The sequence below is a fragment of the Rhodobacter sp. NSM genome (assembly GCF_052244495.1).
GTDB lineage: Bacteria > Pseudomonadota > Alphaproteobacteria > Rhodobacterales > Rhodobacteraceae > Cereibacter_A.
This window is the reverse complement of record NZ_JBQPXH010000010.1, coordinates 83,382-97,547: the sequence shown is the minus strand read 5'-3', so window position 1 is coordinate 97,547 and position 14,166 is coordinate 83,382. Positions and strand designations below refer to the sequence as shown.

Sequence of the window (14,166 nt, the reverse complement as noted above, 5' to 3'; positions counted from 1 at the left end):
GCGGTGCTGCGGATCACCGACCTTCACATCTGGCGGCTCGGGCCGGGGCATCATGGCGCCATCGTCACGCTGCGCACGCCCGACCCGCGGGAGGGCGGCCTGACGACAGGGACGGGCGCTGCCCTGGCGAGCCGACCGGACGGTGGGACACTATCTTGTTGCTCCTCCACCGGATACTTCAATTTCTTTCGCAGCGGTCACAAGCGGCGAGCGAGCGCATCCTTCCGATGAACTTCAATTGGTTCCGGTCGCTTCAGGACGGAAACGGCGTTCCTTCGTCCGACAGCATGTCATCGAGAAAGTGAGGCATCGCACCGATCCTCGTGTGCATCCTGGTCGCGAGAGGCGGGACAGCGCAGACATGCCTCTCAAGTTGCAAGTCTGCCTGTGGCGGTGCGCCGGCCGCTCCTGTGCTCCCACGCAAAATCCGCGGATGAAGGAAATGTTCGCGCCGGCGTTTCTCAATGCGCTACCGGGACGACTGGCGGCCTGCATCCCTGCTTTTCATTCACGTCTTTGGTCGTTCGCACGCCCACAGCTGCGCTGCGCCGCTGAGCGGCTTTCTATTCCTTTCTCTTTCTTTCTCTTCTTTTCCCCTCTGGTAATGCATTAAAGTCAAAAAGGTAATTCCGACTCTTGGTCCGGTTTTTTGCGGAGGGGCGGTCCAATTTCTGCGGAGACGTGGTCGCCGCTGCAGGCTCGCCCGCGGCGGACCCCACTCCCGACGCGGCCCGTCGATGCCGTCCCGCGGGCAGCATGATCATCCCCCCGGTCCATCCGGAAGGCAATCCGCCGCCCCCCGACGACCGGACGAACCGGATCGGGATCGCCCGCCGCCGTCGTGATGAACGGCGCATCCTCCTCCCGGATGAAGCTTGGGCCGAAGGCTTTGCCCGGTCGGCGAGACATCCCTCTTTTTGGCGATGGCTTCCCACTTTTGCGGCGGAGGGACCTCGATCGAGGCCAATTGCGCACCGTTGGGGAGGGCGTAACATCTGATCGTTCCAGGTCGGGACGGTCCCGGATCCGGATGGCCGCCCCTTTCCGGCAAGCGATTTCTGCCTGCGTTCATTTCGATCCATATTCCACAGGTTCTTCAGATGGCGCGATGCATTCGAAGGCTGCCCGGGCGGGGGACATGGCCCCCGAGGATTTCGAGCCGCGGGATGAAGGGAATGCTGCATGCGGTTGCCTGATCGACTGGTCATCCTGAACGATGCCTCCGTGGTGAGGGGAGGTGCCACCTATCTCGCCACCACCCTCGCCCGGTCCATGCAGGCGCGGGGGCTGGCCGTCACCTTCCTGGCCGGCGACGGCGGCAATCCCGACTTGGGAGAGGGGATTGACATGGTGGCGCTGGGGGGGCGGGCCCTGATCCAAGCGCCGCGCGCCGCAGCCCTGAAGGGGCTCTACAATGCCGCCGCCCGGCATCGGATCGCCGAGTGGATCGCCCGTCACGACACGCCCGGAACGGTCTATCACCTGCACAACTGGTCGAACATCCTGACGCCCGCGGTCTTCGATGCGCTGGTCCCCGTCGCCCGCCGCTGCGCGATCCACGTGCATGACTTCTTCCTCGCCTGTCCCAACGGGGCCTTCCTCGACTACCCGCGCGCCCGGGTCTGCGACCGGCGGCCGCTCTCGGCGGCCTGCCTTGCGACCCAGTGTGACAAGCGCAGCTACAGCCACAAGCTGTGGCGCTCGGCACGTCAGGCGGTGCTGTGGAACCGCCTCGCCCCCTTCCGGTGCGGGGCACAGTTCGTGATGATCAACGAGGCGATGCGCCCCCGGATCGGCAGCGCCATCCGGCCCGACCACCTCACGGCGATCAGCAACCCGGTCGAGCCGTTTGGCGCGCCCGTCCCCGCACCCGAGCGCAGCCGGCGTCTCGTGCAGATCGGCCAGGTCCAGCGGCTGAAGGGGGTGTTCGAACTCGCCGAGGCCGGGCGCCGGCTGGGCCTCGTCATCGATTTCATCGGCATGGGCGACAGTCTCGACGAGCTGCGGAGGCTCTACCCCGAGCACGCCTATCACGGCTGGATGTCGCGCGAGGAGATCGGGCGCTTCCTGAACGGGGCGCGGGCGGCCGTGGTGGCGACCCAGAGCCCCGAGCCCTTCTGCCTCTCGGCCTTCGAATGCGTGGCGACCGGCCTGCCCCTAGTCGTTTCGGACTCCATCCTGCCCGCCCGCCAGCTGGCGGAGGCGGGGGCGGCGGTGACCTTCCGCGCGGGCGACGTCGAGACGCTGACCGCGGCGCTCGGACGCGTCCTGCGGGACGACGACCTCGTGGCCCGTCTCGCCGCAGCGGCCCGCGAGAGGGGGCCGGGGCTGGCCCCCGGCCTTGCCAAATGGGTCTCGGCGCATGATCGGCTCTATCGCCGGCTGCTGGCACGGAGCCTCGAGCCTGCTTCCTTCCGCCGGCCGAGCGCGGAGGACATGCCTGCCACCCCGGTCAAGGAGGCCCTGGAATGACGACGCGGCGCGAGATGGTGGGTGGACTTGCCCTCCTTGCCGGAGCGGCGGGCGTGGCGGGCGGGCCTGCATCCGCCGGGACGCAGGACAGCCTGCGGGTCGCGCTCGCGGACCTGCGGGACCTTCCGGCCGAGCGCTCTCCGGTCTGGGTCGAGGGACAGGGCTGGTTCACGGCCGGGCCGGCCGACCCGCGCAAGCCCGACGGGGTGCTGCGCTTCCCCGGCCCGGGCGGGCAGGACTGGCGGCGCGAGGAGGCGCCGGGGGTGGTGCGGCCGCACTGGTTCGTCGAGACCTCGGACCATGGCGACGACGCCCTCGCGATCCAGCGTGCGCTGGATTTCGCGTCCTCGGATGGCCCCTTCGTCCTCGATCTGGGCTCGCAGCGCTACCTGTGCCGGTCGCGTCTGGTCCTCGACCCGACCCGCATGGCCCTGCGGGGCGTGGGCGCGGTGCTCGACTTCTCGTCCATGATGCCGCCCGAGGTCCGTCCGCCGGTCGTGACGATCGACACGCTCTGGCCGGACGACAACTGGAGCACGGAGGGCAAGGCGCTGCTCCATGAGGATGGCCGGCGGGACCTGCTGGAGCGGCCCCTCGGCCTGCCCGAGTCCGGCCGCTACCGGGTTTCCTTCGCGGTCTCCCAGCTGACCGGAACGAGCCCCGTTCCCTTCCTGAAGGTGATGCTGGCCGGGCTGGATGGCCGTTCCCTCGGCGGCACCGCCGTAACCGCCCCGGGCCGCTACAGTTTCGAGGTCGAGGGTGGGGAATCCGCCGCGGTCCTGACGCTGGAAAGCGATGCGAAGCTGCGCCTCGAGCGGCTGGAGGTAGAGTGGCAGGGCTGGCGCGAATGCGTGCTGGTCCAGTCGACCGCCGACAGTCCGCAATATGGGCACAAGTGGATCGAGGGGGTCGAATTTGCGGGCCCCGGCGAAGGGACGCTGCTGCACGGGCTGCGGTTCGAGACGAAGGCCGTGGGCCGGTCCTCGCGCCTCGACATGCAGGGCGTGACCATCCAGGGCTTCCACACCGGGATGATCTTCTCGCACCGCTCCTATCTGGTGCGGGGTTACGGGCTGCGCTGCCTCTCGGAGATCGGGATGCACTTCCTCGGCGGGTCGGAGGATGCAGGCGAGCTGTTCTCCTTCTACGGCAGCATCATCGGCGGGGCGAGGATCGCGCTGCTCAACCAGGGCGCGGAAGTCTACCTCGACGGCACGTCGGTCAATTTCGTCGACCAGATCATGTCGGGATCGGGCACGCTGACGCTGCAGGGCTGCCATCTGGAGATCAACCGGCCCAAGCAGCCTGAGCGGCCGCTGTTCGACCTGTCGCGCGGCTGCGTGACAATGAGCGGGGGGACCTTCCTCGTTACCGGCGCGGGCTTCGACGAGGGCAACCAGTGCGACGTCATCTTCCGCCTGCGGTCGCGTGAGGCCACGGCGGCGATGCGCGACGTGACGGTCTACAATCTCCGCACCCGGAGCGGGGCCCTGGCCAGCGGCCCAGGGCGGCTCGACACCGAGCGCCTGCGCGGCAGCCGTCCCCGTCACGTCGCGCCCATCGTGCAGTTCGATCCCGGCCGAAACCTGCTCGGCCCGCTGCCGATCGACAGCCGCACGAGCGACAGCCGCACCGGCACCTTCCAGCGCCATCCCCTCGACCGGAACGGCTTCAAGGCCGGACCAAGCTACCGGTTCGTCTGGCTCTGCGGCCTGGCGCGGCCGGGGGTCGAGATCGGCGCCGCCTTCAGGATCCGCGGGGACCGGCCCGGCCGGGTGCTGGCCCGGATCGAGGCGGTGCGGGGCGAGAAGCGCGTCCCCATCGGCAGCAACTGGACCGTCGAGCTCTCCTCGGAATGGACGAGGTTCAGCGCCTCTACCATGGATACCCATCCCTCGGCCGCGACGGACGGCCGGATGCCCGAGGGGTGGGAGCACGTCGCCCTCATGTTCGACCTGTCCGGCTACGAGGATGCGGTCGAGGTGGAGGATGTCTTCCTATCGGCGATCTGAAGCGCAGGTCCGCCACGCCCTTTGCCGACTGCCCCATTGACTGCCCCGACCGTTCTACCTTTAATCGAGTCACAGATTGCAAGCACGCCTTCCCCAGGAATCGCAGCGGGGATCCTTTTCCAGATCCAAGAGAGCAGGACGCGGAAGGCACGGGCCTCTTCCGCTTTTTGAAGGTATTCTTCATTTCGGTTTTCATCGGTCACAGAGGATTTTCCGGAGGTCATTCATGAGCGCATTCCCCCTGCCCTGCCTGCGGCTTGCGAAGCCGACCTTTACCGGCCTTGCTCCTGCCTCCGCCCCGTCACCGCTTCCGTCGGAGTAAGATCATGACCGCCCCGTTCGAGGATTTCGCGCCGGCCGGCCCCGTGGAACCCGCACCGACAATCGTTTCCTCCGGCAGGGATGGCGGCGACGAGGAGGAGGAACGACGAAAGGGCCGGCATCCGGCGCGGGACCGGCACGGGACGGCGCCGGACAGCGTGATCGTGCTGGGCGCGGGAGTGGCGGGCCTCGCCGCGGCGCGAACCCTGTCGGCGGCGGGCCTGTCGGTCACCGTCATCGATCAGGCGCCCTCCTGCGGCGGCGCGCATCGCTCGCACCAGATCGGCCCCTATACCTTCGACCTCGGCAGCATCTTCTACGAGGAGAATGCCGCGCTCTTCTCGCTCTCGCCCGGGGTCCGGGACCTCTGCCCTCCCGTGTGGCGGATGGAGCGCCGGATCGGGCCGGAGGGGCGGCTGCTCCAGTATCCGCTGTCCCTGCGCGAGATCCGGGACTGGCCCCTAGGGCGCAAGATCCGGGCCGCGGCGGACCTGCTGGCCAGCCAGACCCTCCGGCGCCAGGACGGAACGCTCGAGACCATCTGCCGGACACGGCTCGGGCGCAGCTCCTACCGTGACACGGGCCTTGCCAGCTACATCGCGCGCTTCCACCACTGCCCGGCCTCGGAGATCGACGAGGAATTCTTTTTCAGGCGCATGTCCCACGTCGAACGCTCGACCCGCCTGCGGGCCGTGCTGGCGACCGCCTGGCGCACCGCCGCCCGCCCCCTGCCGACGACCGCCCCGCGCTGGCCCTTCCGCATCCGTCCCTCCGCGGGCACCTCCCTGCTCTTCGATCCGATCCGCGCGGCACTGGAGGCGGCCTCGGTCCGCTTCCGGCTTCAGGAACGGCTGCTGCAGGTCGAGCGGGTGCCGGAGGGCTTCGTCGTCACCACGACCGGGGGGCGCCACCAGGCCGCCGCGCTGGTCAGCGCCATCCCGCTCGACACGCTGCACAGGGCCCTGTTCGCCACCGGCTCGGGTCTTGCCAGCATCGACCTGCTCTCGCTCTTCGTCTCGGCCGAGCGGCTCGATCCCGGCGCCGGCAACGTCCTGTTCAATTTCCACGCTTCGGGCCGCTGGAAGCGGGCCACGATCCATTCCCGCCTCTATCGCGACCAGCAGACCGCGCGCGAGTTCCTGTCGGTGGAGGTCACGCTGCCGCCCGGTGCCGCGGCCGATCCGGCCGAGGCCTTCTGCGACTTCAGGGATCATGTGGAGGGGCTCGGCCTCGCCCGCGGCGTGACGCTGGAAGGTCACGACGTGATCGAGGCCGCTTATCCGCTCTACCGGGTCGGCGACGTCGAGACAGCCCGCCGCCTGATCGAGAGGATCGAGAGGCTGGGCATCGTCTCGGTCGGCCGGCAGGGCCGCTTCGAATACCTGCCGGTCTCGTCGCTGGTGATCCGCCGCGTGCAGGAGGAACTGTCCCACAGTCCCGCCCTGCGGCAGGCCGGCGCGGCCTGACAGCGCCGCCGCCGCCCGCGGTCAGGGGTGGAAGGCCGCGTAGAGCCGCGCGACATCCGCCGCCGCTTCCGCCACGATGCCTTCGGGCTCGCCCGGTGGCAGGCCCTCCTGCCGGGCGCGGGTCATCAGCCGCAGGGCCTCGGCGGGCGTGGCCGACGTGATGTCGAGGAGGAAGTCCCCGCGTTCGACCGAGGCCATGAAGGCATCGAGCTTGGGATCCCAGCAGAGGCCGAGCGTGGGCACGCCGAAGGAATGGGCGGCGATGATGGCGTGCAGCCGGAAGGCCACCAGCACGTCGAGCCCGGCAATGACCGAGCAGAGATCGGCCGGCGTCTCCGGCGACAGAATGCGGCCGCCCAGAGCCTCGAGGCGGGGCGCCACCCGGTTGAGGCAGGCGCGGTCCTCGGGGCTGCCGTTGGTGAAGGCGCGGACCTCGTGGCCGGCCTCGGCCAGCTCCCGCGCCAGGTCCAGGAACCACCGCTCCAGCCTGTCCTCGTCGGGGGCCCGGTCGGAGTGATAGCGGATCGCCACCGCGCTGGTGATCCCGATGCCCGCCACCGGACGGACCCCGGTCAGGCGGGCGGGCTGCGGAAAGACGCGGGAGGCCATCAGGCCGGGGTCGCGGACTACTTCGGCCGTCCGCCCCGCCTGAGGGGCGAGAAGCTCGTTCCAGGCTGCACAGGATGCCTCGTCCCGCAGAAAGACCGCCCGCAGATCCGTCCGCGCCAGCGCGCACCCGACCATGCGAAGCCCCGCGGCCGACCAGCCGCGCGACATGCCGCAGGCGTGGATCGCCACAGGGAGGTTGCGCCGGCAGGCTTCCTCCAGCGCGAGCGCGAGCTTGGTGGGGAAGTTCAGGTCGAGATCTGCCAGCAGGTTGCCGCCGCCGATCACCACGGCATCGGCCCCCTCGAGCCCCGCCCGGTAATGCGGGCGCCAGCTCTTCCAGGTCAGCAGCGCCAGCGGAGCCCGGATCGCCACGCGCCGGACCGGTCCGGGCAGGGCCGCGAGGATCGCGAGCAGCGCGCCCCGCGCCGGCAGGGCGCGGCCATGGCCCGTCCGTGCCGCAAGGTCGATCGAGCGCGTCCCGTCACCCGCGCCCAGTTCCACCAGCCGATGCTCGAGGCATTCCGCGAGCAGCCCGTCGCCGAGGTTGGGACTGAACCGCACATTGAAGCACCGGATCCGGGGCGCGCGGCCTGGACCTGCCCCGGCCAGGGGCCGCTGGTCCCCGCCCGCCGGTGCGGGTCCGGATCCCGCCCGGCGCAGCAGCGCGCCCCATCCCCTGGCCAAGGCGAGGAGGCGCGGTCGCTTGAAGAGGGGTCCGGTCATCAAGGCCATGGGGTCACCTTGCAAGGGGCTGGCGTCGCCTGCGTCCCGCGGGCCGGATGCGGCGACGGATTTCACTGGGGCTGGCCGCGGGGCCAGCCTCGGGGGCTTCGGGACGGGCGGGACGGGCAATCCTGCCCCGCCCGCGTCTTGTCCCCTGCCGGGCCTTCTGCCGTCGGGCCCCCATCCAGGGGCTCAGGCCGTCCGGCCGAGGCCCGCCCGGCCTTCGCGCGGCGCAGGCGCCCCGGCGCGGGCGGGGGCCGGCACCTCCTGATGCTCGCGGATGGCGCAGGCGATGGCGCAGAAGACGATCATCAGCAGGCCCGGGTCCGGGGATGTCCCGCTGAGGGCGGATCCGGCGAGCAGCGCGACGACACCGGCCCGCGCGGCCTGATAGGTGCCCGCCTCCGCGCCCCGCCAGGACCGGCCGACCGAAAGCCACAGGAAGGCTGCGAGCGCCAGCGTTCCCGGCAGCCCGACGCTGCCCAGAAGGACCGCGATCAGCCCGTTCGACCGGAGCGAGCCGGCCCCCGCCCCCAGCCCCCAGGTCTCGAGGAAGGCGGTGAAGCCGGACATCGCCCAGGCCTTGCGCTCGATGCCGGAGGAACTGTCGGCCTTGGCGAGGAAGATCCGCTCGAACAGGCTGCCGGCCACGTCCGGCAGGGGCGTGAAGGCCAGCAGCAGGCAGATGCCCGAGACGAACAGGCAGACCCCCACGATGGAACCGATCACCACCAGGCGCCTCTGGGGCCGCAGGATCGCTGGAAGCGCGGTGAAGAAGATCAGCATCCCCGCCATGCCCATCGCGAAGAACCCGGTGGCCGAAAGCGCGGCGATGGTGCAGAGCCCGTTGCCCACCCCGAGCACCAGGTCGCGGCCCCGCCGGCTCGCGAAGAAGGCGGCCATGAAATAGGCGAAGAAGGCGGCCGAGGCGCCGCCGAAGGCCGCAGGTTCGGAATAGCCGCCGATGATGCGAGCGAAGCCGCCCATGCTCTGCTCGTTGGCGAGCGCGTATTTCGCGGTGCGGACCTGCTCGAGGATTGGATCGAGCTTCGCCATGTCCATCAGCGCGAGGGTGATGTTCAGCGTGCCGGCGATGGCCAGCGCCCGGTCGCCCCAGGCCACGCCCCGGCGGCGCAGCGAATCCTTGAAGGTGAGGAAGGCCAGGAAGCTGAGCAGGATGTAGAAGGTCTGCGAGATGTTGGACGATCCCGGCCGCAGCGGCACCGGCACGCTCGCGAAGAAGGGATTGATCCGCACGCCCTGCACGCTGCGGGCCAGGGTGAAGACCTCGAACTGGCCGGAGAAGAGCCGGACGAGCACGACGGCGGAGAAGGCCGCATAGGCGGCATAGATCCCCAGCACGATCGTCGGGGCCGTCAGCACCGGCGCCCCCCGGCCCAGAAGGCTCGCCACGATGACGAGGCCGCCGGTCAGCGCCGCCACGAGGCTGCTCGCGATCACCGAAAGCCCGCCCACAGCCGGCAGGGCGATGGCCGCGAACATGCCGAAGGGCAGCAGGGCGATGGCCATGGTGAACCCGTCGTCGAGCCTGCGCAGGATCAGGACCAGCCAGATCCCCAGAACGGCAAGGGAAAGGGGATAAAATATCATGAACGCAATCGGATTGGGTGGCAGTGCAGCATAGCACGAAGCATCCCGTTGGGCAGATGAAATCCTCGGGCCGCGCCTTGCGCACCTTCGGCCGAAATGTGCAGGCGCTCTCCTTCTTTCCGGAAGAGCCGATCAATCCGAAGGACGAGGACTTCCGTTTCCACCAATCCGTCCGATCAATTCGGCGGGAAAGACGATGCTCCAATTCTCCCTTCGAAGTAGGCACCGCAGAATTGCGGCTGCGGCACGTCGGAGGAGGTCGCTTGCACCAAGGTGGCGACTGCGTAACATCGATCTGCCTCCCGTCCTCCTGTCGGGGCATAAGGTGACCGGATGCCGTGCCTGCCGTTTCCGAAACCGCTTTTCCTCCGGGCTCCTGCCCGTCTTTCGAATGTCCGGCGATCTGACGGGGCGGCCCCGTGCCCCCGCCTGCAGGTACCAACGCCGTCAGTTCAGCACCGGGTTTATTTGAGCATGTCATTCCCATCACGGAGCCGAGCATGAACCATTCCTTCCAGCCGGATCCTTCCGATCGCTACGACGATTACTTCTACCGGTTCTACCTGGACAATTCCTATCGCAGCGGCCGGAAATACGCCGGCATCCTGTCCCCGATCCTCGCGCCCCGCAGCGTGGTGGATCTGGGCTGCGGCCGCGGTACCTGGCTCAAGGCCTTCCGCGAGACCGGGGCCGAGCGCACCCTCGGGCTCGACGGCCCCTGGAACACCCCCGACAACATGGTCGATCCTGCCATCGACTTCCGGGCCGTGGACCTGAACCGCCCGTTCGGTCTGCCCGACGGCGAGCGGTTCGACCTCGCCATTTCGCTCGAAGTGGCCGAGCATCTGGAGCCGACCTCGGCGGCGACCTTCGTGGCCTCGCTGACCGGGCTGTCGGACGTGGTGATGTTCGGGGCGGCCTTCACCGCGCAGGGCGGCACGGACCACCTGAACGAACAGCGCCCGAGCTACTGGGGGGGCCTCTTCATGAAGCAGGGCTACCGCCCCTTCGACCTCTTCCGCCCGTTGCTCTGGGGCGATCCCGAGATCGACTACTGGTATCAGCAGAACACCTTCCTCTACGTGAAGGCACAGTCGCCGGTCATGGATCTCCTCGCCGCCCATGCCCATATGCCGATCCGCAACCTGGCCTTCATGGACTGCGTCCACCCCGACCTCTTCCTCAATGCGGTGCGCCGGACCACGTTGCCAGCCGCCCTGACGCGGACCGCGCGAGGCATGGTGCCTGAGGCCCTGAAGCCGCTGGCCCGCAGGATCCGGCGCACCGTGCTGCGCCCGTCCGGGGCCTGAAGGCGCGCCCTCCCAGGGGTCGCGCCCCGGGAGCCGCCGCCGCTTAGGGCCGTCGTTCAGGGCAGGTCCAGCGCCCGCTCGGGCCGTATCCGGCCGCGCAGGAAGTCGCCGAGCGCAATCATGTTGCCGCGCAGCCTGCCCCGCCGGTCGGTCCAAGGCTCGGGCCGGACGGATTTCAGGCCGTTCGCGACCAGGTTGCGCAGCAGCATCCTCAGCGCCCGGCGTGGGCTCATGCTGCGCTTGCCGATCAGATGAACGGGATTGGCGACCTGCGAATAACCTAGCCGGAGGCCGCTAGTCCGTCCTGATTTCACGCCCAGATGCACGCCGCGCATTGCCTCGTTCCGCACGATCCGGCCGAAGGGGGCCAGGCGGCGCGAGAAGTCCACGTCCTCGAGCCAGCCATAGAGCGGCAGCCGCTCGTCGAAGCGCAGCCCCGCCAGAACCGGTCCGGCGCGGAAGGCCATGTTGCAGCCATAGCCGTTGTAGACCTCGGTCAGGCGCTCCGCGGGGGCGGGGCCGGCGGCGGCGATCAGGTCCGCCGCCTGCGCGTGCCCGAGGCCCGGCCCGCAGATCCCGTCGGCCAGCACCCGGCCCGTCATCATCACCACCTCGGGGTGGTAGCGGAAACCGGCCTCCAGCCTCTCCAGGCAATCGGGAGCCAGCACGAAGTCGTCGTCGATGAACAGCACGATCTCGCCGGGCCGGACCTGGTCGAGGATGGCGTTCCTCTGCCGCGTCAGCCCCTTCGGCGCGGTCAGGAACTCGACCTCGCCGAGGCCGGGAGCCAGCCGCAGGTCCGTGCTCTCCGCGACGCAGACCAGGATCCGATCCGGCGGCCGGCTCTGGCCCGAACCGGCGGCGGCGAGCGTCGGCAGGAGCACCTCGGGCCGGCCGGTCGTGGCGATGGCGACGACGATTCCCGCGGGCGGGACGCAGGCTTCCGGACCCCTGCCGGACAGGGAATCGCACCGCAGGGTGCCGAGGTTCGTGTCGATCGTGTCTTGGGTCATGGTCATGGATCCGACGCGGCCGGAACGGCCGCTTCCTGGCAAGAACTGCCGGATCACACCGGCTCCGATAATGCCCGCGCCGCGGCCCGGAGCAACAGGTTTCTTCGCGCCCCGCGTCCGGATCGGCCCGCCTCCGGACCGGAAGGCCATCGGCCGGAAGGGGCAGTGGGCGGGACGGGACTGCACCTGCCGGTCATGGTCACGCCTTCCGGTGAGATGGACAGGCTTCCGCCCTTGGCCGACCATCGGGGCCGATAGGACGATTCGTTTCATTGCGGAAGCAGGCGGCCCGTGACCGCTGGAGATTTTCTTTTGACCATTGATCCCAGTGAGGACGCGCCCGGTCCAGGGAGACGGCGTCCCAGCATCGTGAAGGCCGGGATACTCACCACGATGGCCCGCGTGCTCTCGCAGGCCTCCCAGCTCGCCATCTTCCTTCTGGCCGCCCATGTCATGGGACCGGCCCAGTTCGGTGTCTTCGCCCTCGTCTCGGCGATCGCGCTCATCGCGCTGCGCATGGCCGAGGCGGGCTGGGCCGAATTCGTGATGAGCTGGACCGGCGACGACGAGGTGCCGGGACAGGTGCTCGCCGTGGCCATCCTCTCGGGGCTTGTCGTGGGAAGCGCGGGGCTGGGCCTCTCGCTGGCGGTGCAGGCCTGGCCCGGGCTCGGCGATGCGGGCCGGCTCGGGATGCTCTTCAGCCTGTGGATCTGCCTCGCCACGACCTGGACCGCGCACAACGGGATGATGCTGCACCAGGAGAGGCTGGCCGCCTCGGCCGCGGCGCTGATGCTGGGCGAGGCCGCGGGCTTCGTCGTCTCGGTCTGGGCGCTGCTCGAGGGCCACGGTATCTTCGCCATGGCCTACGGGCGGGTCGTCCAGCAGAGCGTCCAGCTCGCGCTGGCTGTCCGCATCCTGCGCACCCGCCCCCGGCTGGGGATGAAGCGCGAGGTGCTGGGGCAGCTGATGCGCTTCTCGGGCAACATCCTCGCCGCCCGGACGATCTCGACCATCCGGATCTATGCCGCGACCTTCGTCATTGGGGGCTTCCTTGGGCCCGCCAGCGTCGGCTTCTTCCGGCTGGCGCAACGGCTGGTCGGCGCCTTAGCCGAGGTCATGAGCGAGACGGCCCGCATCATCGCCTGGAGCATGTTCCGCAGCGCCCGCACCCGTCACGGCTCCGGCCGCGGCTTCCAGGAAGAGGCGGCGGTCTTCTTCCCCGCCCTCCTCGTCCTGGCGGTGCCGGTCTTCGTCTGGATCGCGCTCGAGGCCCGGACCCTCGTCACCGGTCTTCTTGGCCCCGAATGGGCCCCTGCTGCGCCGGTGATCCTGATCGTGGCCCTGTCGCAGTGCCTGCTGCTGCCGACCTATGCCTCCGAGCCGCTGCTTTCGCTGGCGGGCGAGGTCCGGCGGATCCCGCGGGTGTCCCTGTTCAACGCGGGCGTGGCCATCGGGATGGCGCTTGTCACCGGGCCCTTCGGCATCATGGCGGTGGCGCTCGGGCAGGCCCTGGCGGCGGCCATCGCGCTCGCCACCAGCATCTGGCTGCAGCAGCGCCATGCGGGGCTGGACTGGCGCGGGATCCTGCCCGGCGCCTTCCGCGCCTTGCCCGCCCTCGGCGCGGGGGTGGCGCTGCTGCTGCTGCTGCGGATGCAGCCCGCGGTCGAAGCGCTGCCGCCGCTCCTGCGCCTCGTCGCGGTCGCTTTCCCGGTGCTTGCGATCTATGCCTTGGGCCTCGCCCTCGCCTATCCCGGCGCGGCGCGGCAGGCCGCGACCCTGCTTCTGCGCCGCGTGAGGGTGGCATCATGATCCGGCTGACCTCGATCGCCCGGAACGGACTGAACGGTGCGGGGCTGCCCGCCCGCGCCATGATCGGCCGGCTGCGCCAGTACGGCCCCCGGCCGCCGCGCTTCGCGGGCGCCTATGGAAGCGTGGCCGAGGCGCTGGCCGCCGTGCCGCCCGGACAGCTGGCGGGCTACGACCACGAGGCCGCAACCGAGGTTTCCCTCGATGCGATGAGACAGGTGCATCTGTGGGACTACCCGGTGCTGTTCTGGCTCGACCGGGTGCTGGTTCCCGGCATGACCGTGCTGGATGCCGGCGGCCATCTCGCGACCAAGCGTACCACCTTCGGTCGGTTCCTGTGCCTGTCCGGCATCACCTGGGCGGTGCTGGACCTGCCCGCCATCGTGCGGCGCGGCCGCAGGCTGCAGGCCGAGGGCCACCTGCCGGCCTCCGTGCAGTTCCACGAGGATCCCTCGACCTGCCCGGCCCCCGATGTGCTGCTGGCCTCGGGGCTCCTGCAGTATCTCGAACAGCCCCTTGCTGACCTGGTGGACAGGCTCGCGCAGCGCCCCTCGACCATCCTGCTGAACAAGGTGGCCACGCGGGAGGGGCCCGAAGTGGTCACGCTCGAACGGATCGGTCCGACCCGCGTTCCCTACCGCATCCGCAACTACGACCAATTCAAGCAGGAACTGGAGGGGATGAATCTCCACCTCATGGACGAATGGGTGATTCCCGGACTTGGCCATCGGATCGCTACCCATCCGGGTCTGGGGACGAGCATCAGTCGGGGGTTCGCGCTGAGTTCGCACCCCCCTAAAGCCGTAGGGTAAGATTTTCGGAT

The 14,166-nt window shown here is 69.7% G+C and carries 10 protein-coding genes; 7 read left to right on the top strand and 3 right to left on the bottom strand.

The genetic code is table 11. The annotated features are described in order from the left end of the window. The 4 genes from ACTVZP_RS17230 to ACTVZP_RS17215 form a co-directional block, all read left to right on the top strand. On the top strand, positions 1-231 hold a 231-nt coding region (locus ACTVZP_RS17230), incomplete at its 5' end, for a hypothetical protein (protein WP_443213401.1). A 951-nt stretch (positions 232-1,182) separates the two neighbouring features. Next, on the top strand, positions 1,183-2,472 hold the full coding sequence (locus ACTVZP_RS17225; RefSeq protein ID WP_443213400.1) for a glycosyltransferase family 4 protein: 1,290 nt from the start codon (positions 1,183-1,185) through the stop codon (positions 2,470-2,472). Continuing rightward, positions 2,469-4,484: a hypothetical protein gene (locus ACTVZP_RS17220; protein WP_443213399.1), complete on the top strand. Its 2,016-nt coding sequence runs from the start codon at positions 2,469-2,471 to the stop codon at positions 4,482-4,484. Before ACTVZP_RS17225 ends, ACTVZP_RS17220 begins: the two co-directional genes overlap by 4 nt. 326 nt (positions 4,485-4,810) lie before the next feature. Further along, positions 4,811-6,271, top strand: a complete 1,461-nt coding sequence (locus tag ACTVZP_RS17215; RefSeq protein ID WP_443213398.1) for an FAD-dependent oxidoreductase — start codon at positions 4,811-4,813, stop codon at positions 6,269-6,271. A 21-nt stretch (positions 6,272-6,292) separates the two neighbouring features. Here ACTVZP_RS17215 and ACTVZP_RS17210 read toward each other — a convergent pair whose 3' ends face one another. Then, positions 6,293-7,441, bottom strand: a complete 1,149-nt coding sequence (locus ACTVZP_RS17210) for a polysaccharide pyruvyl transferase family protein (RefSeq protein ID WP_443213397.1) — start codon at positions 7,439-7,441, stop codon at positions 6,293-6,295. A gap of 354 nt (positions 7,442-7,795) precedes the next feature. Continuing rightward, positions 7,796-9,214, bottom strand: coding sequence for a hypothetical protein (locus ACTVZP_RS17205; RefSeq protein WP_443213396.1), 1,419 nt, complete (start codon positions 9,212-9,214; stop codon positions 7,796-7,798). 500 nt (positions 9,215-9,714) lie between these two features. On the opposite strand from ACTVZP_RS17205, the gene ACTVZP_RS17200 reads away from it, so the two are divergent. After that, positions 9,715-10,524, top strand: a complete 810-nt coding sequence (locus ACTVZP_RS17200; RefSeq protein WP_443213395.1) for a methyltransferase domain-containing protein — start codon at positions 9,715-9,717, stop codon at positions 10,522-10,524. 56 nt (positions 10,525-10,580) lie between these two features. Here ACTVZP_RS17200 and ACTVZP_RS17195 read toward each other — a convergent pair whose 3' ends face one another. After that, a complete protein-coding gene (locus ACTVZP_RS17195) occupies positions 10,581-11,537 on the bottom strand; it encodes a glycosyltransferase family 2 protein (RefSeq protein ID WP_443213394.1) in 957 nt (318 codons plus the stop codon). A gap of 291 nt (positions 11,538-11,828) precedes the next feature. Between ACTVZP_RS17195 and ACTVZP_RS17190 the strand changes: the two genes are divergently transcribed. Both ACTVZP_RS17190 and ACTVZP_RS17185 read left to right on the top strand, forming a co-directional pair. Continuing rightward, a complete protein-coding gene (locus ACTVZP_RS17190) occupies positions 11,829-13,346 on the top strand; it encodes an oligosaccharide flippase family protein (protein WP_443213393.1) in 1,518 nt (505 codons plus the stop codon). Next, complete coding sequence (locus ACTVZP_RS17185) at positions 13,343-14,155, top strand: methyltransferase, TIGR04325 family (protein WP_443213392.1); 813 nt, start codon at positions 13,343-13,345, stop codon at positions 14,153-14,155. Before ACTVZP_RS17190 ends, ACTVZP_RS17185 begins: the two co-directional genes overlap by 4 nt. Positions 14,156-14,166: the final 11 nt, after the last annotated feature.